Source organism: Mycobacterium sp. MOTT36Y (assembly GCF_000262165.1).
In the GTDB taxonomy this organism is placed as follows: Bacteria; Actinomycetota; Actinomycetes; order Mycobacteriales; family Mycobacteriaceae; genus Mycobacterium; species Mycobacterium intracellulare.
The window spans coordinates 972,567-996,971 of record NC_017904.1 but is presented as its reverse complement, the minus strand read 5'-3'; the positions used below and the strand labels follow the sequence as shown (position 1 = coordinate 996,971).

Sequence of the window (24,405 nt, the reverse complement as noted above, 5' to 3'; positions counted from 1 at the left end):
ACCTAAAATTCCGGCGTGTCGGGTGCTTTTGTGTCTGCTCGCGGTGTTGCGCTTCAGACCGCATCGCGGCTCACGGGGCACGACATGCAGCGCGGCCCGCCGCGGCCGGTGCCCAATTCGGATCCCGCGATGGTCAGCACTTCGATGCCGGCGTCCTGCAGGCGAATGTTGGTCTGCGCGTTGCGTTCGTAGGCGACGACGACGCCGGGCGCCAGGGCCAGCGTGTTGTTGCCGTCATCCCATTGCTCGCGTTCGGCGATGACGGGATCCAGACCGGTGTCGATGACCCGCAGCTTGTCGATCTCCATCGCCTTGGCCGCGCCCTCCAGGAAGGGAACCTCGTCGCTGATGGCGACCCCGTCGGGGGTGCGCTGGATGGTGAACGCCGACAGCGTGTCGACGATGTTGGCGTACATCACCACCGTGTCCGTGTCGACCATCGTGCACACCGTGTCCAGATGCATCTGCGCGCGCCGCTGCGCAATCGGCACTGCGAGCACCGTGTGCGCGAGATCGTCGTCAAACAGGCTGCGGGCCAACGCTTCCGCGCCGGCGGGGGTGGTGCGCTCCCCCACGCCGACCGCGACCACGCCGGGCGCGAGCAGCAGCACGTCACCACCCTCGACGGGCGCGGTACGCGACTCGTAGGCGCGTCGCACCCCGGTGAACCGCGGGTGATGGGCATAGATGAGATCGGTCAACGACGCCTCGCGGACCCGGGCCCGCAGCGCCAGCGTCGGGATCACCACCCGCGGGCCGATCCAGATCGACGAGTCCCGGGTGAACACCAGGTTGGGCAGCGGTTCGATGACGAAATCGCCGCCGTGGTGCATGCGCAGCACCAACGACACGTCGGTGCGGGTGTCCGCGGGCAACTCGTTGAACGTCATGCCCGCCATCAGGACCTGCGCCAGTCGGGCGGGCTCCAGTCCCCGCAGGTACGCCGAAAGCTCTTGCGCCAGTGGCACTCCGAGCCTCCGCGCGTCCACGGCGGCCGCCACGCCCTGCATCCGCGCGGCCCCGCTGTGCGTCAGCGCTTCGGTGAGCAGGTCCGACAGCAACAGCACTTCGACCCCGCGGGAACGCAGCACCTCGGCGAACTGGTCGTGCTCGTCCTGCGCGCGGGCCACCCACGGGAGGCCGTCGAACAGCAGCTGGTCGACGTTGCGCGGGTTGAGGCGGAGCAACTCGGCGCCCGGGCGGTGCACGATGACCGTGCGCAGCGCGCCGACCTCGGACTTGGTGCCCAGCTCAACCTCACCCACGACTCAACCGTAGCGGCGGCGGGGGCCGGACGGGCGCGTCACACGCCCGTCGCGCGGCCCACCCGCCATCGAACGGATGTGCGATAAACTGGGTCGCGTGGAGGTTGCGGTTCAAGGCTCCCTGTTCCAGCACACCGAGCGCCGACAGCTCGGTGACGGCGCGTTCATCGAAATCCGCGCCGGCTGGCTGACCGACGCGGACGACCTGCTGGACGCCTTGTTGTCGACGGTGCCGTGGCGCGAGGAACGCCGCCAGATGTACGACCGGGTGGTCGACGTCCCTCGGCTGGTCAGCTTCCACGACCTCACGGTCGACGATCCGCCGCACCCGATGCTGACGCGGCTGCGGCGGCGGCTCAACGACATCTACGCCGGCGAGCTCGGTGAGCCGTTCACCACGGTGGGGCTGTGCTGCTACCGCGACGGCTCCGACAGCGTGGCCTGGCACGGCGACACGATCGGCCGGAGCAGTTCCGAGGACACCATGGTGGCGATCGTCAGCCTGGGCGCCACCCGCGCGTTCGCGATGCGGCGCCGCGGCGGGGGCCCGTCGCTGCGGCTGCCGCAGGCGCACGGAGATCTGCTGGTGATGGGCGGGTCATGCCAGCGGACGTGGGAGCACGCCGTGCCCAAGACGGCGGCACCGGTCGGTCCTCGGGTGAGCATCCAGTTCCGGCCGCGCGGCGTGCGTTGAAGGTTTAGGCACGCACCGACGCCACCGCTTTGACGAGCAGGTCGCGCGCGCGTTGGGTGTCGACCGGCGCGACGGGCTGATCGGGAATCACCAGCGGGTTGGCGATGACGATCACCTGGTAGTCGCCGAATGAGGCCGAATAGTCGAACAACTCGCCGGTGCGTGGCCCGCCCGGGGTCAGCGCCTGCATGACGCGATGCACGCCCAGCGTGCGGGTGCTGTCGATCTGCGGTGCCTCGACCACCTGGACGCCCCCGCGCAGCTGCGGGCCGGCGAAGGTCACCTTTTGGCAGTCTTTCCCGGGATCGTTGAGGGGCAACGCTTTTGAGGTCTCCAGCGCGATCACCACGAACCGGTTGCCGCGGCCCTCGGCGGTGACCGCGGACATGTTGCCCTGCAGGTCCGCCGGCATGTCCGGCCCGGCCGCCACTTTCGCGCAGTTCGCCGGGTCGAACGTCAATCCGTCGGGCAGTTTTCGGCCGGCCAGCAGCTTGGGATCGATTCCCCGTTCGCTGATGTCGCTGACCTTGAAATCGGGTCCGAAGCTGGACTTGACGTCGGCGACCTTGTTGATGTCGACCTTCGCCTCGGGAGTGACCGATGAGCACCCGGCCAGGACGCAGGCGGCCGCGAGCGCGAGCAACATCTTGGACATCGTGGCCAATCTACCCAAGCGGATAGTTCAGCTGCGCAACGTGGACACCGTTTTGGCGAGCAGATCCGCGGCGAATCGCGGTGGCAGGACCGGAAGCGCTGAACCTGGATCGGTGGTCAGCGTGGTGAACGCGTAAAAGTCGCCCAGATACGCGGTGAATGTGTAGACGCGGGAATCTATTTCGGTGCCCGACTCGACCGATGACCTGACGTCGGCGACCATGCCGATGGTCTGGACACCATCGACGTGCGGCGCATCGGTGAGGTGGACGTGTGCCCCGGTGTTCCCGGCGGTCTCCGACCAGTGGGCACACGCGGTGAGCAGGTCCTCCGGGAAATCCACCGGTCCCGGCAAAGCCACCACCACCGCGTTGACGATGCCGCCGCTCCCCGAGCCCGACACGCCCTGCGCCGATTGGTCGCGCCCGTTCCCTGGGTCGGCGAGCGTCCCGCATTTGGCGGGCTTGGAGTGTGGGTCGTCGCCCAGGCCCCAGATCACCCTCGGCGAGGCGGCGCTGGGGATTCCGGTGCTCACCTCGTAACCGGGCGGCATGTCGCGAATGATCCGTTTGATGTTGGCGGGGTTGACGGCGGCGGTGTTGCTCGGCGGCGATTTCGCCGGAACCGCCGGCGGTTTGGGCGCGGGTTGATGAGCGCACCCGGCGACGGCCAGCGTGAGCGCGGTAGTCAGCGCCGGGCCAATCCCGAACGGCCGCATGAGGCGTTGATAGCACAGGACGCCGCCGTAGCGGCGCCCCCACGCCAGCGCCGGTCTCAGCCGACCGCCTCGATCACCTGCCGGGCCACGCGCCTGATCTGCTCGGCCTCGTCGGGGCCGAACGGCAGGTGACGCGGGTGCGGCACGTCGATCACGGTGGTGATCACACCGATGTCTTCACGCTGCCACACGGCGCTGTAGCGGTCCATGATCGCGCGCATCGGCCCATTGTCGGAAAGCATTCGCGCGGAAAACCTTTCGACACCGTCGACGTCGGCGGCGATGGACAGTGCGCTGATCAAATAGGTGCCGATGCCCCGGCCCTGATAGGCGTCGGCGACGGTGAACGCGATCTCGGCGACCGTCGGGTCGTTTTCGTCGCGGACGAACCGCGCGTCGGCCACCGGGTCGCTGCCGTCGGTGACCACCCACACGAAGTGGTCGACGTAGTCGACCTCCGACAGGTAGTGCATCAACGCAGGCGTGGGAAGACGCGGGGTCATGAAGCGCCGATACAGCGTGTCACCGGAGAAGTAGATGTGTCCGTGCACGGTGCGCTCGCTGTCGCCGGGCAGCACCGGGCGCAGCAACAGGAGCGTGCCGTCGCGCACGCGAATCGGGATCGGCGTGATGAATGCGGCGAGCCGCTGGCGCGCGGTGCGCAACAGCCGCGGCGTGATGCCCGGGATGTGCACCATGCTGGCGAAGGATCTGGTGTCACCGACCCATCCGGTCAGCGGTTCGGCGGCGCTGACCGTCGCGGTCCGGGGAATGTCGCGCAGCAGGGCGATCTCGCCGACGATCATGCCGGGGGACGCATGCTCGACGATCACCACGCCGTCGTCACCGACGTGTTTGATCTCGGCGGTACCCGAGGAGATCAGCAGGAACGACACGGCTTGCTCCCCCTGGCGCATCAGCACCTCGCCGGCCGTGGCGCGCAGGGGCTGCAGGCGGCCCGCCAACGGCGCAAGGTCTTCGGGGGGACATCCCTTGAAGATGTCCATCGTCGCCAGCTCGTCCACCCGGGCGCCGGTCAGTCCGGCCACCGCTACCGACCGCCGCCCGCAGCATCGCGACACCGCTGTGCGCGTCGCGATGGTGCCATGACCTGCCCCGCCTGCTTGCCGTCGTCTGGTGCGCCAGGCCCGAGCCTCCTGGACGCGGTCGGATGTTGCCCAGGTTATGAGCAGGTTGCGGCCGCGGCAAGGATGCCGGCGTCTCATGAGCCGAAACTAGTGCGCGGCCCGGGCGGCCAGGATGAGCTCGACCGCGGCGGCGAGGTCGTCCACCACGATGTCGGCGTCAGGGGACGGCTCGCCGCCGGAGCGGAGCAGGATGGTCGCCGCTCCCGCCGCCCGGCCCGCCCTCATGTCGATGTCGCTGTCGCCGATCATCACCGATGCGGTCAGATCGATGCCGTGTTCGGCCGCGGCGCGCAACAACATGCCGGTGCCGGGTTTGCGGCAGTCGCAACTGTTCGCCGCGTGCGGGCAATGATAGGCGGCGTCGATCCGGGCGCCTTCGTCCGCGAGCAGTTGTTGCAGACGGTTCTGGACGGCAGTGAAATGTGTTGGAACGGAAGCGGGTTCGGAGAGCCACCGCTGGTTGGTCACCAGCACGGTCCGCAGTCCCGCGGCGTTCAGGGCGGCCAGCGCCGCGGCGGCGCCCGGCAGCAGCACCAGGTCCCCGGGTGACCGGATGTACTCACCCTCGGCCGCCTTGACATTGATGGTGCCGTCTCGGTCCAGAAAGACGGTGCGCACATTGCGCAGATCGGCTACCGCCATCGTCGACGTCAGGACGGCCCGGGAAACAGTGCCGCCTCGACCATTTCGCAAATGGAATGGCCCAGGTGCAGGCATGCCTCCTGAACCCGGGCCGTGTCCTCGCTGGGAACCCGGATGCAGATTTTCGCCACATCGGCCACCTTGCCGCCGAGTGCGCCCGTGAGCGTGACGGTCGTCATTCCCGCCTGGCCGGCGACCTCGAGCGCGCGAACGACGTTGGGAGAGTTGCCCGACGTGGTCAGCCCGATCACCACGTCCCCGGAGCGCCCGGTGGCGAGAACCTGGCGGGCGAACACCTCGTCGTAGGAGTAGTCGTTGGAGATCGCCGTGATCGCGGCCGTCGCGTCGGGTAGGCTGATCGCCGCCAGACCGGGACGGTCAAAGGCGTAGCGCCCCATGAGTTCTGCCGCCAGGTGCCCAGCGTCTTGCGCCGATCCCCCGTTGCCGAAGAAGATCACCTTCCCCCCGGCGCGCAGCGAGTCGATGATCGCGCGCGCGACCTCGACGGTCTGCGCGGCGACATCGCCCTGCTGCATCTGTTGCTTGACCGCGATCGTGTCGGCCAAGCGCTGCTGAACCAGCCGCACGCTCGGCGAGACCGCGTCCGAGCCGCTCATGCCAGCCATGTCGTCAATCCCTTGCTCTCGAACGCGAATTCGGTGACGTTGGCCTCCGCGCCCTCGAGCGCTTCGATGAGCCGGTGCTTCTTGGCGAAGTCACAGAACAACAGGATGTATCCCCCACCGCCGGCCCCGGTGAGCTTGCCGCCCAGCGCCCCGTTCTTCAGGGCCAGCTCGTATAGGTCGTCGATACGCTCGTTGGTGATGTAGGGCGACATGCGCTTCTTCTGGGTCCACGCCTCGCCCAGCAGCACACCGAAGTCGTTCAGCTTGCCTGTCAGCAACGCCGCTTTCATCGCGACCGCCAAGTCCTTCTGGGCCCGCAGGCCCTCCAGCGTGTCATCCGAACCTGTTGTGGCGCGGCGGGTTTGGTCCTCGATCACCCGCGCCGAGTCGCGGGTGATGCCCGTGTAGCACAGCAGCAGGCTGAGCTCGAGCTCGAAGGCGGTCTCGTCGCGGATTCGCAGCGGATTGACGATCACGCGGTCGGTGAACTCGATGAAGTTGAAGCCGCCGAACGTCGCGGCGTACATGTCCTGCATGCCGCCCGCGATGCCCAGGTCGTCGCGTTCGATGGCACACGCCAGTTGGGCCGTCTCGTATTCGCCCATGGGCACCCGGTAGTGCTCGGCGAGCAGGCCGGTGAGCGCGACCATCATCGTCGACGACGAGCCCAGCCCCGATCCCGGCGGGGCGCTGGAGCGCAGTACCAGGTCATAGCCGTCCGTGCCGTCGCGGCCGAACCGGCGCACCGCGGCCTTGATCAGATCGAGGCTGCCGTCGTAGAGAATCTCGCTGTCGAGCGTCATCTCGTGCGTGGTCTTGAAGTCCACCGACTCGATGCTGACCCGGCGGTCGGTGCGCGGGGTAAGGGATCCCTGGGCGTAGCGGTCGATGGTCGCCGACAGGACGCAGCCGCCTTCGGTCGTCGGGAACGGGGGCACGTCGGTGCCGCCGCCGGCGAACGAGATCCGCAACGGCGCTCGCGCGCGGATTCGTGGACGCGTCATGGGGATTCTCTGTCGAGCGGATCGCCCAGCTGCGAGACCACGCGTGCCACGTGCCAACCCCATCGTTCTGCGTCCGGAAGCGCCGCCAGACTAACAGGCTGACCAGCACGATTGTCGGGTTTTCGCCCGACTGCTCTAAGCCCGGCTCAGGCGATCTGCTGGCTTGGCTGCAGCACGAAATCGACGATGATGGCGGCCATATCGTCGATGGCGCGGCGCGGGATGACCTCATAGCCGTGGGTGCTCAGCGTGGGCAGGCACAGCAGGCCGGCGCGCGCAGTCTGCCCGGTGGCCTTGGCGTGCGACGCGTCGGATTCGAATGCGCCCAGCGCGGCCGGCTGTGGGGACAACCCCTGGTCGGTGGCGATTTTCAGCAGCCGGTCGGCGACCTCCTTGTCGTAAATGCACAACGCGTCGCTGTAGCCGACGATCGGGCCGCCACTGACCGTGGTGTTGTATTCGACTTCGGTGGGGCCGACTTCCAGGGCGAGCGTGAGGTGGCCGGGCAGCGTCGCGCTGGCGTAGGTGCCCCCCACCCCGCCGATCTCCTCGTTGGTGGTGAAGACCAGGTAGACGTCGTCGGCCGGGCGTTGGTCGCGCTCGCGCAACAGGCGGGCGGCGTTCAGCAGCGCGGTCACCGCGGCGCGGTCGTCGAGGAAGTAGGCGCCGACGTAGTCTCCGATCTCGACCACGGATCGCTTGCTGCGGTCGACGCACACCCGGGTGCCGGCGTGCACGCCCGCCGCGGCCAGCTCCTCGGTGCTGCGGCCGGTGAAGACGTACACGTGATGCCAGTCCAGTGCGCGGTCGCCCTTGTCGGGCTTGGTCTCCCAGATCCGCGAGCTTTCCTGGGTGGTGTGCTCGGAGCCGAGAGCCAGTACGGCGGTGAGGGTTTCGTTGTCGCCGAGCACCGCGACCGGGCCGAGTCCGAAGTTGCCCGGGTACATCGTTCCCAGCTGCGTCAAATGCAGCGTGCCGTCGGATTCCACGCGTTTGACGATCATCGACAGCTCGTCCATGTGTGCCATCACCCGGGTCGCGGTGCCGGGGATGGCCTGTGTGCGCTGGCGGTGGTCGGGCGCCCCGGTGTTATTGGCCGACGCATTGGCGGCGACGTAGCCGATCAGGTTTCCGGCGTCGTCGGTCCACATGTCGTCGACGAGGGGTTGCAGTTCGCGGGCGATGACGGCGCGGACCTCGTCCTCCTGCCCGCACGGCCCATAGGTCCACAGGAGTTCTTGCAGCAGGTGGTCGGTGGCATCGCGGTCGGGGTGCGCCATGGGATCCTCTTCCGTCATCGGGTTCAGAGGACCAGTACCCGCGATGTCCTGCGGCTACGCCAACGCCGTCAGGGGTTCCGATGCCTGGTTCAGCTCACGGCGTCCGGGTCTGCCAACGAAACAAGGAGGTGCGACGGCGTCGGCCCGCCCTGATGCAGTTGGTAGCGCCCGCCGGCCAAGGCTCGGCGAGCCGGCTTGCTGGGCACCAGATGCGGAAAGTCATAGGTGGTGATCGTCAGGCGCAGCCGGTGGCCCGCGGCGATCAGCGCGGCCGTCGGAAAGATTTCGATGTCGTAGCGGGTGAGCTCGCCGGGCACGACGGGCTGCGCGGCCGCTCGGGTGCTGAGGTGCTGCGGGCGCAGAACGGTGCCGTCGGGCAGGTACCAGGTGCGGTCGGGATCCAGCTTCCGGTGCGAACCGAGTAGCGCGCCCTGGGTCAGCGGACGGCTGGCACCGTCGGGGGCGACGGCATCAAGGTGGGCGACCCACACCGTCTCGGTGGTGGTGGCCGTCGCGTGGATGGTCAGCGCGATCGGTCCGGCCACCAGCTTCGCGTGCCCGAATGGCTCGGTGGTGTAGGACAGCGCGCCGCGCTGCAGGCGCCGGTTGTCCTGGTCGTAGCGGATGGTGCGGCCGCGTTGGGAGAACAGAAAGCTGCTCAGCCCCAGCGACCACTGCTCCAGGCTGCGGCCCGACAGGGGTCCGCGCGGGACATAGGTCAGCGGCGCAACAGTGGTGTGGGGCGAGGCATCCGAACTCAGCCGGCCCGCGTCGGACAGGTAGAAACGAGTGGGCGTCGCCTCGGCGAGCGGATAGTCGTCGGCGCGATACCAGTTCGAGCTTCCGATCGCCTGGAACGTCAGCGGCTTCCCCGCAATCGCCGCGCGCGCATCGTCTTTGAGCCAGTGCTCGAACCAGCGCAACTGCAGCGCCTGAAGGTGCAGCCCGCCGTGGTCCGACACGTGATACCACGGGCCCATCATCAATCGGATCCGGTCCGAGACGGGTTGGCCGGGTTCCATCGGTGCGTCGTCGGGCCGGCCGGCGGCCGCGTTCTGCAGCGCGGCGTAGTTCAGGGGCGCCCCGCGCTGAAACGCGTCGTGCCATCCGCCGACGAGGAAGGTCGCGACGCCGTTGGCGGCGATCTTGGACAGGACCAGCCCCGGACTCATCGCGTCCCAAAACGGGCCGTCATAGGCGGTCTCGCCGCCGGCGACAACCTCGGCGATCAGTGGCCGGAAGTAGCGCCGCTGATCGCGTCCGCGCTGGCGAACCGCGGCGAGACCGCCCGAGCGCGGCCGCTCGTGACCGCCGCGGGCGAGCCACTCCAGCGTCGGATTGACCACGTTGAGCAGCGTGTAGACCGACCCGTATCCGCGGACCGCGTGCAGGTGCGGCACGCCGCCCATGGTGGCGGCGTCGCGATAGAAATCGCGGGCCGCCATCACCGGGAAGATCGCCTTCAGGGGCGAGTCCGGGCCGACGGCGGCCGCGGTGAAGAGTTGGTTGATCGCCAGGTAGGACAGCCCCACCATGCCGACGCGGCCGTCGGCGTTGGGCAGCGTGGTCGCCCACTGCACCAACTCCACGCCGTCCTGCGTCTGCCGGTCGCCGCACATCTCGAACGAACCGCCCGACGAACCGGTGCCGCGGACGTCGACCATCACCTCGATGTAGCCGCGCTTGATGAGGTAGGGCGCCGCGCCGCCGCCGATTTGTGCGGCCGGCGGCGGGGCTTTCTTGCCGTAGGGCGTGATCGACAGCAAGACGGGAAACGGGCCTTCGGCGGCCTGCCCCGTCTCGGGCACCGTCGGGTAGTGGATGTCGGCGCGCAGTTCGACGCCGTCGCTCATCGGCACGGCGACGTTGTGTCGCACGCCCACGCCGTAGGTCGCCGGGGGCGGCGTCCACTCCGGCGCGAACGGCGATGGACTGGTCTTGCGGACGCGTCGCGCAGGTTTGCGCCTGGATCGCAGAGTCGTCCTTGATCTCACCATCGGTAGAGCTCCCCCTGAGGCCCCGCGGCGCCATCGCCGCGAATCATCAGCGAATTTAGAGCACCGTCCTCAGCGGAACTGAGGGGGTGTCACGATGGCGCGGCCGCTTCCGCCGGTCGTCGGACGCAGCGGTCCAGCGACCCCGCCGATTGCCTTCGACGCCTAACGGTTTCGGCGGCCTCGCGATGCGGATCGGCCACTGATTTCGCAAGGCGCTCGCAGGCGGCGACCGGCGACTCGCGCTGACAGATCGCCGATTCCACCCGTGACCCCAGCTTGTCATTGCCATAAACAGTCCCGCGGCCTCTGACTTCGTCCGAGGCGGGGCCCGCTGAAAACCACGGGCCCCCAGCCGATTTCGTCATACCGCCTCGTCCTGGGCGTCGGACACGAAATGGGTGACGCTCGGATGCAGATGTCGCAACAGCTCCTCACCGGAGAACTGCATGCGCTCGGCCTCATCCAGGAAAGCAGACTGTGCGGCCGAGGATTCGTAGACCAATCCCGCGCCTTTCGCTACGCTCGGCTCGCGCACCGCCTTGCGCTTCTTCAAACGCATCAGCTCGGGATGCATCTTCTTCCGCTGTGCGGGAGGGACCAGCGCACCGCGGTTGAAGGGCCTCATACCAAGCTTGTCCGCGACCTCCCGGACCTGACAAGTCTTCAGCCGGTAGCGCCAAGCGATTTGCGAAATCGTGAACCACCCCCGTGGCATCCGCCAGATCCAGCCCGCCACGGTAACCACCGTCAACACAACCGCCAGGGTCGCTTCAGGGCGGAACAGCTTCCCGGAGAACTTGATCGTCACGATCCCGACTACCAGCATGACGACGAGAGCTGACACGAAAAAAATCTGAGCCGGACTCACCCCGCCCCCTTGCTTCCACCGCGAGTACGTCCAACGGTCTCAGACCCGGCTGGCGGTGAAACCGCGACACGCCGAAGCGTGCCGAGTGGCGGTTTCGTGGACATGCGTTTGACTGAGTTATTCGAGCACTACGGTGGTTCCGCGACCCGGCACCTGGGTGATCGACCGGCGGTGTATCGGCTCGGATTTAGCGTCGACGGGGCGCACCCGCATGGTGGTGAACATCGCGCCGAGCACAATCCGCATCTCGCATTCGGCGAAAGTCGCTCCAAGGCAACGGCGCACGCCTCCTCCGAATGGAATCCACGTGTACGTTCCCGCGCGGTTGTCGAGAAACCGCTCGGGACGAAACTGTTTCGGGTCGGGGTAGATGTCGGGACGGCGGTGCATGAGATAGATCGAGGGCGCGACCTTGACGCCGGCGGGCAGTGAAAACCCGTCGACCTCCATGGGTTCGGTGAGTCGTCTGCTCACCAGGGCGAGCACGGGCCGCATCCGGAGTGTCTCCTTCACCACGGCATCGACGTACCTCTGGCCGTCGTCGGCGTGCGCCTCTTCGATAAGGCGCGAATGCGCGTCCGGGTGACGGATGATCCGCTCGACCGCCCACGCCAGTCCCGATGCCGTTGTTTCGTGGCCTGCCAATAGCAACGTGATGAGTTCGTCGCGAATCTCTTGATCGCTCATCGGATTACCGTCTTCGTGCCTGGCCTTCAACAGCATCGAGAGGACGTCGGTGCGGGTATCGAGGTCGGCTTGCCGACGGCGCGTGGCGATCTCTTCATGAAGCAGGCGATCTACGTCGGCCAGCAACTTGTGAGTGAGCGCAGTCCTCATCTTCTGGGGCCCTACGAGCAAGAGGAAAAATTGCGCCGCGCCGTTGGTTGTGAGAACGAGCGTCCGCTGTAGCGCCTGGCGCAACCGGTCCATGCTCTGCCCGCGCTCGAGTCCGAACACAAGGTGCAGGATGACTTCGAGCGTCAACGCTTGCATCCGGGGATGCAGCCGCACCGGCACACCGCGGGGCCAGCGGGCAATCTCGGCCTCGGCAATGGCGCTCATCGTGCTCATGTAGCTCTGCAACTGATTGCCGCGAAACGCGGGCATGAGGAGTCGACGCTGTTCTCTGTGTGCGTCGCGGTCGAGCAGTAGCACCGAGTTCTGGCCCACCACGGGCTGCAGGATGCGGTTTGCTTCCCCGGCGAGCACCAATTCGGGAGGCGAGGTGAAGATCTGCCGCACCGCATCGGGATGCGAGACCATCACGATCGGTCCCTCGCCGACCAGCTTCATGGTGAACGTGTCGCCGTATCGGGCGGCGGCGCGGTCCATGAACTCCCATGGACGAGCGATCCATTCAGCAGTTTGTACTGCCACCGGTGCTCGAGGACCGGGTGGCAGCGTGTCGGCAGCCATCGATCACCCCCGACGGGGACGGCGCGTGCTAGGTAGCTTGGGCAACTTTATGTGCTGAGGCTGCCGGCCACCAGAGACTCGCCGACGGCATGCCTCTGCGGCGCGAGCGGCGCCTCGAAACGCGTAATACGCCTATCGCACTGGTCTGACCACTTGACGTCTGGCCAATGGCTCCGGCATGGTGGGGGCATGGCCCTGCGCCCCGTGACCCGACAGTCGATACCCGACCACGTCTTCGAGCAGATCATGTCCGACGTGCTCAGTGGCGAACTCGCGCCCGGGGAGCTGCTGCCCAGTGAGCGAAGACTCGCGGAGGTGCTGGGGGTGTCCCGGCCGGTGGTTCGCGAGGCGCTCAAGCGCCTCACCGCTGCCGGCCTGGTCGAGGTTCGGCAGGGTGACGCCACCACCGTGCGGGACTACAAGCGTCACGCGGGCCTGGACCTGTTGCCCCAGTTGCTGCTTCGCGGTGGGGATCGTGGCGACGAGCTGGACGTGGCGGTCGTGCGCAGCATTCTGGAGACCCGGCTGCACAACGGTCCCAAAGTCGCCGAACTGGCCGCCGAACGGGGCGGCCCGCAGGCGGCCGGCGTGCTCGAGGCCGCCGTGGACGCGCTCGCCGCCGAAGAGGATCCGACGGAACGTCAACGCGCGGCGCTGACGTTCTGGGACCACGTCGTCGACGCCGCGGACTCCATCGTGTTCCGGCTGATGTTCAACACCCTGCGGGCCACCTACGAACCCGCACTCCCGGCGCTCGACACCGCGATGGCCGCCGAGGTCAATCGCCCGGAGCTGTACCGCCAAGTGGCACAGGCGATCACCGCCGGCGATCCGGTCGGGGCCAAACGTGCCGCGACCGAACTCCTCGAGCCGGCCACCCGCGGCCTGCTCACCGCCCTATCCAGCCTGGATGACGAGCAATGAGAACACCCGTACGCAGCAACCTCACCCTGTCCGCGGCGGGCCGGGAGTTTTGGCGCCACCCTTCTCCCTGGGGCCTCGCACTGACGTTCGCCGGGGCGCTGACGGCCCGGATCGTCGTCGGTGACTGGCGGCTCACCGACGTCGTGCTGCCGGCGCTCATGATCGCGGCCTTCCCGGTCTTCGAGTGGATCATCCACGTCGCCATCCTGCACTGGCGGCCGCGCAGTGTCGGTCGCTTCGTCGTGGACCCCTTGCTGGCGCGCAAACATCGCGAACATCACTGCGAGCCGCGGAAAGTCGAGCTCATCTTCATCCCGTGGCAGACGTTGCCCTGGGTGATCCCGACGGCCGTCGCCGTAGCGTTCGTGGCCTTTCCTCGGCTCGGCCTCGGGCTGACGTACCTGGTCGTCTTGACCGCCGTCGGGCTGGCCTACGAGTGGACGCATTACCTCATCCACACCGACTACAAGCCCAAAAGCAGTGTGTATCGGTCGGTTTGGCGTAACCATCGACGGCATCACTTCAAAAACGAACACTACTGGTTCACCGTCACCACCACCGGAACCGCCGACCGGCTGCTCGGCACGTACCCGGACCAGTCGACGGTACCGACCTCCCCGACAGCCAAGAATCTGCACGGTGTGAGTGCGAGCTCGACCAACGCTGCGGCATCCGGACGGTTTGTACCTCGATAACGAAAACTATTGCTGAATCTACTGATCAACCACTGTGTACCGGACGGTGGTCAAAACGACTGCACGCGCCCCTCTGACCTAGTTCTGTCTTAATCGGACTGGCAGCATTGAACCCGGGCCCACTTTGCCCCGGTCGGACGTAGTCTGAATTTCAATGTGCTGCATCGTCTTTCGTGGGCTTCACCTGCGCAAGGGCGCTACCGGTTGATCACGCGTGATACCGCTACCTTGTCGTCAAGTTTTCGCGTGGTGCGTGCAATTACCTGACCGGCGAAGTCAAGCAACTCCTCAAGGGTGGGGAACATTGCGAAGGCATCCACGATCGCCTCGTCGGCGCCTGACTCGGCGAGGCGCTCGAGCTTGTCGGCAACGAAGTCAACGGGCGTGCCCGGTTCGAGGTTGATCCGCATGGCCGTCTTCAGCGCGTCAGGATCGCGGCCGGCGTCCTGGGCCGCGCCGCGCGCGATCGACCACAGGTGGTCGGTGACCTCGTCCTGCAGCCCCTCGACCCCGAGCCAGCCGGTGCCGCTGCGGCCGACCCGGCGCATCGCGGCCTCGCTGGCACCGCCGATCCAGATGGGTGGACCGCCGGCCTGGACCGGGCGCAGTTCGGCATGGACCGGCGGAAGCGAGAAGAACTCGCTTTCCCAGGACACCGGGGTGGTCGTCCACCATTGGTGCAGAAACGCCAGCAGATCATCGAGCATCCGCCCGCGCCGGTGCCAGTCCGCGCCGCGGGCGATGTCGTGTTCGTCCTTCATCCACCCGACCCCCACGCCTACGTCAAGACGGCCGTCGCTGAGCACGTCGAGCGTGGTCAGCAGTCGGGCCAGGTGCACCGGCTCGTAGTAGAACGTGCTGAGCGTGCTGGAGTTCAGCCGCACCCGGCTGGTCGCCGTCGCGGCAACGGTCCACAGCAGCACCGGATCGAGGTACCGGGTCATCTGGGGCGGGTACGGCTGCTCTTTGCCCGGGTAGGTGCTGTGCATATCGACCGGCGTGACCAGGCGATCGCCGACCCACAGCGTGTCGTAGCCAAGGTCCTCGAGTCCGCGGCAGAACGCGCTCAAGCCAACGGCGCTGCTGACAGCGGGCCCGACGATGGGAAGTGCGAAACCAAGTTTCATTGGGATTCCTTTCGGTGATCCATCAACCATTGTTTGGGCTCCCGGCGCCCCGGTCCGTCCACGGCTCGGACCGGGGCGGTGCGCCTCAGGCGGGAACGGTGGCGCCGAGGGCAAAGTTGAAATTCCCCACGCCGTGGCGGGCGAGGCCCATCACGACCAGGCCCATTCCTTCCAGCCAGTGCGCCATGTGCAACGCGCCGACGTCCAGCGGGCGCAGGTCGAGGCTCTCGATGAACGCCGCCACGTCCGCCTTGGCGCGCACGTCGTCGCCGGCGAGGAAGACGTCGAGCGGCCGGCCCTGGCCCAGGACAACGCCGAAGATGGTGTTGAACGCCTTCACCACGCTGGCGCTGGCCGGCGCGGCCTTGGCAACTTGCTGCGCGACCGAGGTGCCATCGGGGATGGCCAGCCCGTCGGCCGCGGCATTGAAGGGGTTGCTGATGTCGACGATGACCTTGCCAGCGAGGGCGTCTCCGTATTGGGCGACGACCGGAACGACATGGGCGTACAAGAGGGCGACGATGACGATGTCCCCGGCCGGAACGGCGCCGAACTCGCCGGTCGTGGCGTTGCGGCCGAGCGTCTTGGCCAGGTCAGCTGCCTTGGACTGATCGCGGCCGATGACCTCGACGGTGTTGCCACCGGCTACCGCCAGCTCGCCGATGGCTCGGGCCATGTTCCCGGTGCCGATGATGCTGATGCTGCTCATGAGGTGAGTCCTGTCTCGAATAGATGAACGAAAAGGTTGATGTGTCTACCTTAAGGGAGGTTTGATGACGCGTCAACCAAATCGGGGTAGCATGAGTGGCTAATGGATGCGAACTGGCTGAACCCCCGTGAAGACCGCGCCTGGCGGGCGTTCCAGCACGCGCATCATCAGCTCGACGTGCACCTGAACCGGGGGCTGCAGGAAATGGGCCTGTCGGGGGCCGACTACCAGATCTTGGCGGTGCTCTCGGAGCACGACCGGGACCGCATGCCCGCCCGCGACCTGTGCAACACACTGGGCTGGGAAAAGAGCCGTGTCTCCCACCAGGTGCGACGCATGGAGAAGGGCGGGCTGATCTGTCGTGAGCCCAACCCCGACGACGCCCGGAGCACCATGGTCTGCCTGCTGCCGGCTGGCCGCGCCGCGATCGAGAAGGCGGCGCCCCGGCACGTGGAGGACGTCCGCCGGAACTTCATCGAACTGCTTACCCCTGCTGAGCTCGACATGCTCGCCGCCCTCAACGAACGAGTCCTGCGCCACCTGACCAAAGACGACTCTCCAGCTGACGACGAGCCCTCGTAGGTGAGACGGCGGCGTCGCATACTTGGTGCCGCGATCGAATCCGCTGCGTACTCACTGCGCGCCGGACACCGTTCGGTGAACGCAAATAACCGGGAAATGCGCTGTTACGTGCTCAAACTTTGTGGAGCTAAGGGGAATCGAACCCCTGACCTACTCGATGCGAACTAAACCACTTGGCCGTTTGTGGCGTTGGCTGCTGTTGGCGGTCTCACATAGCCACTGGTCGCAAGGTTACTCGCGTTGGTCCACGCCAACCTTTTTTGCTTCTGCTGCGGCACGCCTGCGGCACACCCCCAGCGCAGCGGCCGGGCTAGCAAACGCCGGCTACGCCAGGCAGAAGAGCTCGGTACTCGCGTCGCCTCACGCCAAACATCTCAAAATCGACGGGCTTCCCGTTTCGACACGCCACTCGGCGGCTGTCGCCGCATATTCCGCAGCCTGATTGCGGCTAGCGCCACGAATGTACTGCGGTTGTCTTTGGGATCTCGTTCGGGATAGCATCTCCAGCATGGCCGAGGATCCAGTTAGGGCAGCAGTTGACGTCGCGCTTCAGCAACTACAGGCCGAGCGCTCCTCTTTGGTAACGCAGGTCCAAGATTTCCAGCGCAAACGCGATGAAGCCGCAGGGCAGCTGAGCCGAGTAGACGCCGCGATCGCTTCCCTCAAGGAAGTGCGGGTAGGTGCAGAGGCAAACCTGAGCGGCGAGTCGGCTGACGACGAGATTGTCGCGGATAGCGGCGACCCATACGACGTTCCGCCTCTACCCGCAGTTCCGCCCGGGCCTGGACGCCTTGAACCGTTTATTAAGTCCAGCGGAGCCGGCAAGAACTTGCAGTCGACGTACATGGTGGCGGCGGTCGTGGATGCGATTGCCGAACCCGTTACCCGTGATGTACTGCAGCGCGCGTTCTTTGATTACTTTGGGCACGAGCAACTCGCCCCATACTGGACGCGACCGGAAAAGGCATTTCTCAGCGCACTCCAGCGCGCCGTCGAGCGGGACATGATCAACCGAGTTGAATACCCCAACGGGGGCGAGGTCTACATCGGCGGGTTTCGCGTCGTCGACGCCCACAGGCGACAGAGAGTCAAGCTGAAGGTTGACTGATGCCCAAGAAAAGACCAGGGCCCAGCCCTTGATCTGCCCGGACGCGGGTGGTGTGGGCCCTACCCGGGGTTGAGCCAGATTCAGCCTGACTCAACCCTGGCAGCCCCGTTGGGGGTACCGGATGCGCGATCCGGTCGGCTTGCGCGTTGTGCAGGTCAAGTCTGCCGGGCGACGGCCCGGCAGACAAGCGCGCCTTCCTCGATGATCGTGTCCGACTTGAGATACGGAAATCGATGACAGAGGCCGGTGCAACACCCCACAATGGTGGCCCATGCGTACGGTCGAAACGGCATCGGTACATGCGGTGGACGAGTGATACCACCCTTGACCAACCCAACGGGCGTGTTACCTCTGGGCAGATACCCTGCCACCGTTGACGAAATCCGCCAGACATTCGTTGATAACAAGGCTGCGCGACGGCAGGAAGTCTGGGACGACTGGAATAAAGCCACAGCTTTGCTAAGGAGCCACGTTCCCGTCTGCGCCGTTTGGCTGAGCGGAAGCTTCCTCACGCAGAAAGACGAGCCCGACGACGTGGACTGCGTGTACTGGGTGGAGGACACGGAGATCAGCCGCGCGCGGCTCAACCGTGTGAGCGCCGCAGTTATCGACATATTTGCGCAAAAAGACGCCTTGAGGAATCTTGTCGGTCTTCGGGTAGACACTTTCATAGTGCCCTGGCACTGCAGTCCTGATCCTGCGGTGGCAACCATCGCTACCGCGAGCTACTTCCAGAACCGTGGGCATTGGGACGACTTCTGGCAGAGAATGAGGTCAGGCGCAAAGGGCGCGCAGGCAGTTCGAGCGGATGCACTTCCTCGACGTGGCTACTTGGAGGTGATTCTCGATGGCTTCCGGTGAACGCAACATCAAAGGCATCGAAGACCTCATTGTGGGCGCTTATGCAGGTCGCCAACCTGCCTGGGAGACTGCTGACGACGTCGCCCGTATCAGTTTCGAGGCGTTGGTAACTCAGGACGAGATTGCACGCACTCTGCCATCTCTGGGGATGCTGCGTCTCAGCGGTCCTGGCGTCACCGTTCACGCCGCGCCATTGTCTGAGGTCACGCGCGTACTTCAAGGCCTGCAGCGGGTAGCAACTGCGGTCGCGGCCGCGGAAGTGGGTGACACGGAGCTTGGCAAGCAAGCGAGTACCGCCATCACCAATCGAACCCGACTTCTTATTGCCGGATCCCCCCTTCCTGGCTCGCTTGTCTTCAATTTGGCCCCCGAGACGCCGGCAACTAGCGAGGTCCGTGACCCAGAAGGATCGGTATCGATGTTTCGAGAGGAAAAGGACGACGACCAACAGATCGACAAAGCAATGACCCGTGCGATCGACGTCATAAGCGCTGGCATCGACCTGCCCCCAATACCGGATGGGTCGGCCTTTCTCGATGGCATCGCCGAACTAGGACCACGGGTGGCTTCATCGATCCGCGACTTCGCCAGAGGCCTACACCGTTTCGGCTTCGACCTCGACTTGGAGTGGAAACAACCACGCCGGCCAACCCACCGCGTCCATCTTGCAACTGCGTCGGCTGATCGAATTGCTGGGGTGATTGAGTTGGCACGCCTCGACGTTGACCCAGTCACGATCGAAGGCCGTGTCCTAACCGTCAGCACTGTACAAAACCAGGAATGGCTGATTGAGCAAAGCGACGGCACCCGGGTGTCGATTAAGCACTCAGATCTTCCGTACGACCAGACAGTGGGCATAGCCACAGACGCGCACGTTCGGCTTAGTGCACGAATGAAGACCTCTGTGTCGAATGCGGGCGTGACCAAGGTCACCTACGAAGCGACGGCGGTCGAGAGGCTCGACGGAGAATAGAGCGAAACCGACAGCGCTCAACCGACACCGCAGCGCTCGTTACTGATACGCATTCCTCCCGAACCAGACTGTTTCTACGGCAACCAGTTGGTGTGCCGCCCCAACTCGGACGGCAAAAATGGGCGCCTTAAAAAAATCCTGACTACCTCTGGCGCGGAGCCAGGCCGGGGGCCCCCGAAGAAAATCGGCGTAGGGGTCGTGGCGCCACAGGTGGCCAGCAGTGGCAGGGCGCGCGCAGCGTCCCTGCGTCTGCCGCTGCGCCCTAGCTACGCGTGCGTGTCGGCGACCGTGGTGTTCGTTGTCCGTTTGTCCGCCATGCCCTGGCTGCTGTAACGCGCACGCTTGGCTCCGCGTTGGGGTGGTAGGCGGCCAGTGCGGGCGCAGTCGCGGCTGTCGCTTGCCAGGGTGATGGGACCACCGTTTTGCCATGAGCATGGGACCGGGTGTTTCCGGTTGTTGGCCGTGTGGTGATGGTGGCCGATGACGGGCCTTCCGGTCAATTCGGCTGGTCCGAATTGACCGGCTTTCCGGGACGGGGTTTCTGGCGTTGCCTGTAGGACTCGCCTTCGACGACGAGTTCGTAGGCCGCCGATTGCAGGCGGTCCATCGCCGATTGGGCCAGCAGTGGGTCGGCCATCATGGTCAGGATCTCGGGGGGTTCGCGGTTGCTGGTGATGACCGTGGAGGTCTGGCGGTGGCGTTCGACGATCAGCTCGTAGAAGTCGCTGGTCTCGGTGGCCTCGAGCCGGTGCAACGCGAGATCATCGATGACGAGCAGTTCGACGCGGTGCAGCTTGCGCATCTCGTCTTCGTAGCTTCCGTCGAGCCGTGCGCCACGGAGGCGTTTGAAGAGTTTGTCGGCGCGTTCGGTGTGCACGCTGTGATGACGGCGCACGGCGATGTGTCCTAATGCGTTGGCCAGGAAGGTTTTTCCGACCCCGACCGGACCCATGATGAGAACGTTGTAGGCGTCGGCCAGAAACCGCAGCGAGGTCAACTCGGCCCACAGTTGCTGATCGAAGGTGACCGCGGCGGTGTCGTCCCAGGCCGGTAGCTGCATCTGCGGATCCAGATGCGCGGCCTTGGCGCGGCGGGCGGCGGACTCGCGGTCGCGGCGGGTGACCTCATCGGCCAGCAGCATCTCCAGGAAATCGTGGTGCGGCAGCCTGTTGGATCGTGCCAGGGCCAGCCGCTCGGGCAGGGTGTCGAGTAGCTGGCCGAGCTTGAGGCGGCGCATCAACGACTTGAGCTCCGAGGACACCTCGATCGGCTTGACCGCCGGGGTGACATCGGGTCGTCGGGTGGTGGGGCTCATGACGGCCTCCGCACTGAGAAGTCGGTGGCCGCGCGGACGAACCGCGACGCGGCAGGCGGGGTCGGGATTAGCGGCAACTGGGCACCGGCACCGCGGGTGAGCATGCGCTCGATCAGTCCGACGTCGATGACCTCGGCATCCAACGCGCGCTGGCAGGCGTCATCGACCGCGTCCGGGCCGTGGCGGCGCACCAACCCGAGGAGGCGATAGACCTGGCGCATCTTGGTCCACGGCAGCGGATGTTCCAGCACCGCCGCCGCATACGCGCCGACATGGGTGCCGTGGGCGGCTGCCTTGCGCTGCAAGGTGTTCAGGTCGCGCATCGCATAGACCGACACCTCGGCCGGGAGATCGGCGGGGTCGGTGCGCCGGCGTCCCGGCGCCACCACCGGGTGGACCTTGATCAGCTCACCGCGCCAATACAGCTTCACCGTGCGCGCATCGACCCGGGCATCCAGCCGGCGCCCGATCAGCTCACCGGGAACGCTGTAGAGCCCCTTGGCGACAGCCACGTGCCGATCCGGGGCCACCTTGGGCCGGCACCAGGTCGGGATGTCGAACACCTCGTCGGGCACTGGCTTGAGGTGGGGTAGCTCGTCGGCGGCGAACACCTCGGCCGGGCGGCACCGGGTGGTGCCATGTATCCGCATCCCCGCCACCTGCTCACACCATTGCTCGGCTCGCGCCCGGCAGTCGCCCAGGTTTCGAAAGTCTTCTCCGGCAAAGAAATTCGACCGCGCATACGGCACGCAACGCTCGACGCGCGGCTTATCCCGGGGGCTGCGGATGCGAGCCGGATCCACCACGAAGCCCCGCGCCTGCGCGTATTCCCGGAATGCGTCGTTGAGTTTCGAATCGATCGCATCAGCCTTGTCGACGATGGCCTTCATGTTGTCGGGAATCACCACCGCGAACACCCCACCAAAGAATGCCCACGCCGCCTCGAACCCGGCGATCACCTCGTGAAGCGTCTGGCGGTAAGTGGGATAGACGAACATATGTCGCGAATACACCGCGGTGAAGATCAACCCCTGCACCACCCGCCGGCGACCATCTTCGACATCGGTGAGCATCCCGAGGCGACCGAAATCGACCTGCAGTTCAGCACCGGGCTCACAGTCAGCCACCGGCACCGTGGCCTGACGCTGCCCGAACCCCAATTCCGTTGTGGCATAACGATGCAAGGTTCGATACGACACCACCACACCCCGACGCCCCAACAACGTGTGCACCTTCGTCAAAGTCAAGTCCTGTTTCAGCCACGCCTTGATCTGCTCGGCCTCGGCATCGATGGTCTCCCAGGCCTGGCTCTTGCCATTGGGCCGACTCGGTCGCACCTCGGCGATCACCGCCCCCAACAGCTCATCGGTCAGCTGGCTGGCGTCGCCGTCACGATCGAGCCCGCACGCGCGGGCCCGATCCACATACCGGCGCACCGTTTTGCGGTCCATGCCCGACAGCCGAGCCACCTCCCGCAACCCCCGACCCGCCAGCCACAGCCGCAGCATCTCCCTGACTTCGATCATCGACACCTCCCGGTAGCTCATCTGGCCAATACAGCGGCCGAGCAACCGGAAACCCCCACGCCACGCCGGGTGGTCCCATAACTGGCAAAACCCCTACCCAGGCGGTCCCATCACTGGCAATCAGGTGGTCCCATGCTCATGGCAAAACCGGCGTCGAGCTGGTCCCTTACTCCTGGCAGCCGACACGGCGGTATAGCCAGCTTTGGGGGTGGTGGCTGTTGACGGGTTGCGTCCGCGCCGATGCAGCCCGCTAGGTGCGGCTGGCCGCTCAATCGGCCAACCCGTCGGCCACGGGCGATAGGTGGTGGCGCCACGGAGGTCGGCCGTAGGTGGGGTGGTTCAGGCCAACGTCGGGCTTGTCAAGATAACTGTGTAAGGTGTTGCAGCCGTTTATCTTTGGGTCATAGTGGGAGTCGGTCGGGGAATTGGATGGCGAAGGTGTTCAGTGCTTCGGTCCAGCGGTAGGTGCCTGGTCCGTGTGTTGATCCTCGTTTCTGGTTGATGTTGCGGATGGCCAAATACAGCAGCTTCATTGCTGCGGCGTCTGAGGGGAACGAGCCGCGGGCCTTGGTGACTTTGCGCAGCTGGTAGTTCAGCGATTCGATGGCGTTGGTGGTGTAGATGATCTTGCGGATCTCGACCGGGAATGCCAGGAAAGGCACGAACTCAGCCCAGGCCCGATCCCAGACAGCGATGGCTCCGGGGGATTTGGTGCGCCACTGGGCGCGGAACTCCTCGAGGGCCAGTTTGGCGGCCTCTTCGGTGGGTGCGGTGTAGATCGGACGCAGCGCGGTGGCCATCTTGCGGCGGTCGGCGTAGGAGGCATAACGCATCGAGGAGCGCAGCAGATGCACCACGCAGGTCTGGATCACCGCGGCCGGCCAGACCGCTGCGATCGATTCGGGCAGGCCGGCCAACCCGTCGCAACACACGAACAGCGCATCGCGGCACCCGCGATTGCGCAGTTCGGTGAGCACCCCGTGCCAGAATTTGGCGCCCTCGCTCTGCTGGATCCAGATGCCCAGGACCTGCTTGATTCCCTCGACATCGACGCCGATGACCACGTGGGCGGCCTTGTTGGCCACCACGCCGCCGTCGCGGATCTTGATGCGGATCGCGTCGATATACAAGATCGGATACACCGGATCGACCGGCCGGGATTGCCAGGCGGCGATCTCCTCGGTGACCACGTCGGTGACCCGCGAAATCGTGGCCGCCGACACGCGGGCGCCATAGACCTCGCCGAGGTGCTCGGTGATATCGCGCGTCGACATGCCCCGGGCATACAGCGACAAGATCATGTCCTCAACCTGGCCCAGGCGGCGTTTGCGCTTGGGCACGATCGCCGGGCTAAACGTGGCGTTGCGGTCACGGGGCACTTCCAGCTCGACCGGCCCGGCCGTGGTCAACACGGTTTTGCGGCCATGGCCGTTACGGGAATTGCCCGAGCCATGCCCTGCCGGATCGCCGTGCTCATAGCCCAGGTGATCGGCGATTTCGACGTCCAAAGCGCGTTCGAGCACCGCCTTGGTCATCTGCGCGAGCAACCCCTCGGGGCCATCAATCGGGGTGCCAGACGCTTCAGCGTCGGCCAACAAGGCATCGACTGCCGCCGGCGGCAACAACTCGGCCAACTGGGCGGCAGCATCATCTCTTGACGAATCAGATTGCGGCAATGGAACTCTCCTGTCCGGTGGTCAGCCACCACCATTCAGGCCGAACCCCTTACACAGTCAATAAGACACGCCCCCAACGTCCGATAACACATCCCTCCGGTGGTCATCCCCCGGCGTTGTCAACCTGATCGGTTGGTTGCCCCTCGCCCACTTCACCAATCTCATCGGGGTAAACGAATAGCTGACCTATGCCGACCAGGATTAGTAGCAGACCAAACAGCGTGACGATGCCAAACGGAATCCACCACCCCCACGCATATTTCATGGCCCAGTAGGCGAGTGGCCAATCGATGAGCGCGGTGAGGATGGCGACAATTATGATCGCGGCCGCCGTAGACCCGCTGATTTTTCGCGACGCCCGCCGCATGCGACGTAGTCCGTGCTGGCCAACTTCCCAGGTGAGCAGGTCTTCCATCAGATCTTTCGCCCGTGGGGGCAATTTCTCGAAGAGATTTGCGTCGCGCTCAATCTTGCGCAAAAGCCGCGCGTCAGAGCTCAGGTACACCTTGCCCGCCACCCCAGCAAGAAGCTGACTGATCGCAGTGACGAGAGCAATCCAACCACCCATGAAGCGAACCTACGACGCAGCGGTGTGCT

General features: G+C 65.9%; 24 protein-coding genes. 7 read left to right on the top strand and 17 right to left on the bottom strand.

The genetic code is table 11. The annotated features are described in order from the left end of the window. Window positions 1-53: 53 nt before the first annotated feature. Window positions 54-1,265 (bottom strand): arginine deiminase, encoded by a 1,212-nt coding sequence (gene arcA, locus W7S_RS04985; protein WP_008254126.1) that lies wholly within the window; start codon window positions 1,263-1,265, stop codon window positions 54-56. A 97-nt stretch (window positions 1,266-1,362) separates the two neighbouring features. On the opposite strand from arcA, the gene W7S_RS04980 reads away from it, so the two are divergent. After that, complete coding sequence (locus tag W7S_RS04980) at window positions 1,363-1,959, top strand: alpha-ketoglutarate-dependent dioxygenase AlkB (RefSeq protein WP_009954975.1); 597 nt, start codon at window positions 1,363-1,365, stop codon at window positions 1,957-1,959. A 4-nt stretch (window positions 1,960-1,963) separates the two neighbouring features. On the opposite strand, the gene W7S_RS04975 is transcribed toward W7S_RS04980, so the two are convergent. From W7S_RS04975 to W7S_RS04930, 10 genes are all read right to left on the bottom strand, one after another. Then, entirely contained in the window at window positions 1,964-2,614 is a 651-nt protein-coding gene (locus tag W7S_RS04975) for a DUF5642 family protein (protein ID WP_008254124.1), read from the bottom strand. Between the two features lie 27 nt (window positions 2,615-2,641). Beyond that, entirely contained in the window at window positions 2,642-3,331 is a 690-nt protein-coding gene (locus tag W7S_RS04970; RefSeq protein WP_014711046.1) for a DUF5642 family protein, read from the bottom strand. A gap of 56 nt (window positions 3,332-3,387) precedes the next feature. After that, window positions 3,388-4,338, bottom strand: a complete 951-nt coding sequence (locus tag W7S_RS04965) for a GNAT family N-acetyltransferase (protein ID WP_085976476.1) — start codon at window positions 4,336-4,338, stop codon at window positions 3,388-3,390. 228 nt (window positions 4,339-4,566) lie between these two features. Continuing rightward, window positions 4,567-5,121: an HAD-IIIA family hydrolase gene (locus tag W7S_RS04960; protein WP_008254121.1), complete on the bottom strand. Its 555-nt coding sequence runs from the start codon at window positions 5,119-5,121 to the stop codon at window positions 4,567-4,569. A gap of 8 nt (window positions 5,122-5,129) precedes the next feature. Beyond that, complete coding sequence (locus W7S_RS04955; RefSeq protein WP_170320552.1) at window positions 5,130-5,747, bottom strand: SIS domain-containing protein; 618 nt, start codon at window positions 5,745-5,747, stop codon at window positions 5,130-5,132. After that, on the bottom strand, window positions 5,735-6,751 hold the full coding sequence (locus W7S_RS04950; protein WP_008254119.1) for a GHMP kinase: 1,017 nt from the start codon (window positions 6,749-6,751) through the stop codon (window positions 5,735-5,737). Before W7S_RS04950 ends, W7S_RS04955 begins: the two co-directional genes overlap by 13 nt. Window positions 6,752-6,897: 146 nt before the next feature. Beyond that, complete coding sequence (locus W7S_RS04945; RefSeq protein WP_008254118.1) at window positions 6,898-8,031, bottom strand: M42 family metallopeptidase; 1,134 nt, start codon at window positions 8,029-8,031, stop codon at window positions 6,898-6,900. A gap of 89 nt (window positions 8,032-8,120) precedes the next feature. Beyond that, the gene (locus W7S_RS04940) at window positions 8,121-9,914 is read right to left on the bottom strand and encodes a CocE/NonD family hydrolase (protein WP_008254117.1); all 1,794 of its coding nucleotides are present in this window, start codon (window positions 9,912-9,914) and stop codon (window positions 8,121-8,123) included. Window positions 9,915-10,389: 475 nt separating this feature from the next. Then, window positions 10,390-10,854 (bottom strand): hypothetical protein, encoded by a 465-nt coding sequence (locus tag W7S_RS04935; RefSeq protein ID WP_009957794.1) that lies wholly within the window; start codon window positions 10,852-10,854, stop codon window positions 10,390-10,392. Between the two features lie 159 nt (window positions 10,855-11,013). Then, window positions 11,014-12,312 carry a cytochrome P450 gene (locus W7S_RS04930; RefSeq protein WP_081490068.1) on the bottom strand — a complete coding sequence of 433 codons (1,299 nt, stop codon included), beginning with the start codon at window positions 12,310-12,312 and terminating at the stop codon, window positions 11,014-11,016. 189 nt (window positions 12,313-12,501) lie between these two features. Between W7S_RS04930 and W7S_RS04925 the strand changes: the two genes are divergently transcribed. Together W7S_RS04925 and W7S_RS04920 are read left to right on the top strand one after the other, a co-directional pair. Beyond that, window positions 12,502-13,236 carry a FadR/GntR family transcriptional regulator gene (locus W7S_RS04925; protein WP_008254112.1) on the top strand — a complete coding sequence of 245 codons (735 nt, stop codon included), beginning with the start codon at window positions 12,502-12,504 and terminating at the stop codon, window positions 13,234-13,236. After that, entirely contained in the window at window positions 13,233-13,931 is a 699-nt protein-coding gene (locus W7S_RS04920; RefSeq protein ID WP_008254110.1) for a sterol desaturase family protein, read from the top strand. Before W7S_RS04925 ends, W7S_RS04920 begins: the two co-directional genes overlap by 4 nt. A 197-nt stretch (window positions 13,932-14,128) precedes the next feature. Here the strand turns inward: W7S_RS04920 and W7S_RS04915 are convergent, their stop codons facing one another. Together W7S_RS04915 and W7S_RS04910 are read right to left on the bottom strand one after the other, a co-directional pair. Continuing rightward, on the bottom strand, window positions 14,129-15,058 hold the full coding sequence (locus tag W7S_RS04915) for a TIGR03619 family F420-dependent LLM class oxidoreductase (protein WP_008254108.1): 930 nt from the start codon (window positions 15,056-15,058) through the stop codon (window positions 14,129-14,131). 85 nt (window positions 15,059-15,143) lie between these two features. Beyond that, window positions 15,144-15,767 carry an NADPH-dependent F420 reductase gene (locus tag W7S_RS04910; protein ID WP_008254104.1) on the bottom strand — a complete coding sequence of 208 codons (624 nt, stop codon included), beginning with the start codon at window positions 15,765-15,767 and terminating at the stop codon, window positions 15,144-15,146. Between the two features lie 102 nt (window positions 15,768-15,869). On the opposite strand from W7S_RS04910, the gene W7S_RS04905 reads away from it, so the two are divergent. The 4 genes from W7S_RS04905 (at window position 15,870) to W7S_RS26760 (ending at window position 19,291) form a co-directional block, all read left to right on the top strand. Further along, window positions 15,870-16,349: a MarR family winged helix-turn-helix transcriptional regulator gene (locus W7S_RS04905; RefSeq protein WP_008254102.1), complete on the top strand. Its 480-nt coding sequence runs from the start codon at window positions 15,870-15,872 to the stop codon at window positions 16,347-16,349. 508 nt (window positions 16,350-16,857) lie between these two features. Continuing rightward, entirely contained in the window at window positions 16,858-17,457 is a 600-nt protein-coding gene (locus W7S_RS04900; RefSeq protein WP_041297785.1) for a hypothetical protein, read from the top strand. Between the two features lie 324 nt (window positions 17,458-17,781). Further along, a complete protein-coding gene (locus W7S_RS04895; RefSeq protein ID WP_232518748.1) occupies window positions 17,782-18,318 on the top strand; it encodes a hypothetical protein in 537 nt (178 codons plus the stop codon). Further along, window positions 18,305-19,291 carry a hypothetical protein gene (locus W7S_RS26760; protein WP_141244900.1) on the top strand — a complete coding sequence of 329 codons (987 nt, stop codon included), beginning with the start codon at window positions 18,305-18,307 and terminating at the stop codon, window positions 19,289-19,291. The genes W7S_RS04895 and W7S_RS26760 overlap by 14 nt, the downstream gene beginning before the upstream one ends. A gap of 496 nt (window positions 19,292-19,787) precedes the next feature. On the opposite strand, the gene W7S_RS04885 is transcribed toward W7S_RS26760, so the two are convergent. From W7S_RS04885 to W7S_RS04870, 4 genes are all read right to left on the bottom strand, one after another. Continuing rightward, entirely contained in the window at window positions 19,788-20,606 is an 819-nt protein-coding gene (locus W7S_RS04885; RefSeq protein WP_008256165.1) for an ATP-binding protein, read from the bottom strand. Then, window positions 20,603-22,153 carry an IS21 family transposase gene (gene istA, locus W7S_RS04880; RefSeq protein WP_008262926.1) on the bottom strand — a complete coding sequence of 517 codons (1,551 nt, stop codon included), beginning with the start codon at window positions 22,151-22,153 and terminating at the stop codon, window positions 20,603-20,605. The genes W7S_RS04885 and istA overlap by 4 nt, the downstream gene beginning before the upstream one ends. Window positions 22,154-22,533: 380 nt before the next feature. Then, window positions 22,534-23,766 carry an IS256-like element ISMysp7 family transposase gene (locus tag W7S_RS04875; RefSeq protein WP_008258297.1) on the bottom strand — a complete coding sequence of 411 codons (1,233 nt, stop codon included), beginning with the start codon at window positions 23,764-23,766 and terminating at the stop codon, window positions 22,534-22,536. 145 nt (window positions 23,767-23,911) lie between these two features. Beyond that, window positions 23,912-24,376 (bottom strand): hypothetical protein, encoded by a 465-nt coding sequence (locus W7S_RS04870; protein ID WP_014711042.1) that lies wholly within the window; start codon window positions 24,374-24,376, stop codon window positions 23,912-23,914. Window positions 24,377-24,405: the final 29 nt, after the last annotated feature.

Bases quoted from the DNA above. Each gene is read 5' to 3' on its own strand.
- W7S_RS04975 (WP_008254124.1), bottom strand. From the start codon at position 2,614: ATGTCCAAGATGTTGCTCGCGCTCGCGGCCGCCTGCGTCCTGGCCGGG.
- W7S_RS04970 (WP_014711046.1), bottom strand. From the start codon at position 3,331: ATGCGGCCGTTCGGGATTGGCCCGGCGCTGACTACCGCGCTCACGCTG.
- W7S_RS04965 (WP_085976476.1), bottom strand. From the start codon at position 4,338: ATGGACATCTTCAAGGGATGTCCCCCCGAAGACCTTGCGCCGTTGGCG.
- W7S_RS04960 (WP_008254121.1), bottom strand. From the start codon at position 5,121: ATGGCGGTAGCCGATCTGCGCAATGTGCGCACCGTCTTTCTGGACCGA.
- W7S_RS04955 (WP_170320552.1), bottom strand. From the start codon at position 5,747: ATGGCTGGCATGAGCGGCTCGGACGCGGTCTCGCCGAGCGTGCGGCTG.
- W7S_RS04950 (WP_008254119.1), bottom strand. From the start codon at position 6,751: ATGACGCGTCCACGAATCCGCGCGCGAGCGCCGTTGCGGATCTCGTTC.
- W7S_RS04945 (WP_008254118.1), bottom strand. From the start codon at position 8,031: ATGGCGCACCCCGACCGCGATGCCACCGACCACCTGCTGCAAGAACTC.
- W7S_RS04935 (WP_009957794.1), bottom strand. From the start codon at position 10,854: ATGCTGGTAGTCGGGATCGTGACGATCAAGTTCTCCGGGAAGCTGTTC.
- W7S_RS04930 (WP_081490068.1), bottom strand. From the start codon at position 12,312: ATGGCTGCCGACACGCTGCCACCCGGTCCTCGAGCACCGGTGGCAGTA.
- W7S_RS04925 (WP_008254112.1), top strand. From the start codon at position 12,502: ATGGCCCTGCGCCCCGTGACCCGACAGTCGATACCCGACCACGTCTTC.
- W7S_RS04920 (WP_008254110.1), top strand. From the start codon at position 13,233: ATGAGAACACCCGTACGCAGCAACCTCACCCTGTCCGCGGCGGGCCGG.
- W7S_RS04915 (WP_008254108.1), bottom strand. From the start codon at position 15,058: ATGAAACTTGGTTTCGCACTTCCCATCGTCGGGCCCGCTGTCAGCAGC.
- W7S_RS04910 (WP_008254104.1), bottom strand. From the start codon at position 15,767: ATGAGCAGCATCAGCATCATCGGCACCGGGAACATGGCCCGAGCCATC.
- W7S_RS04905 (WP_008254102.1), top strand. From the start codon at position 15,870: ATGGATGCGAACTGGCTGAACCCCCGTGAAGACCGCGCCTGGCGGGCG.
- W7S_RS04900 (WP_041297785.1), top strand. From the start codon at position 16,858: ATGGCCGAGGATCCAGTTAGGGCAGCAGTTGACGTCGCGCTTCAGCAA.
- W7S_RS26760 (WP_141244900.1), top strand. From the start codon at position 18,305: ATGGCTTCCGGTGAACGCAACATCAAAGGCATCGAAGACCTCATTGTG.
- W7S_RS04885 (WP_008256165.1), bottom strand. From the start codon at position 20,606: ATGAGCCCCACCACCCGACGACCCGATGTCACCCCGGCGGTCAAGCCG.
- istA (WP_008262926.1), bottom strand. From the start codon at position 22,153: ATGAGCTACCGGGAGGTGTCGATGATCGAAGTCAGGGAGATGCTGCGG.
- W7S_RS04870 (WP_014711042.1), bottom strand. From the start codon at position 24,376: ATGGGTGGTTGGATTGCTCTCGTCACTGCGATCAGTCAGCTTCTTGCT.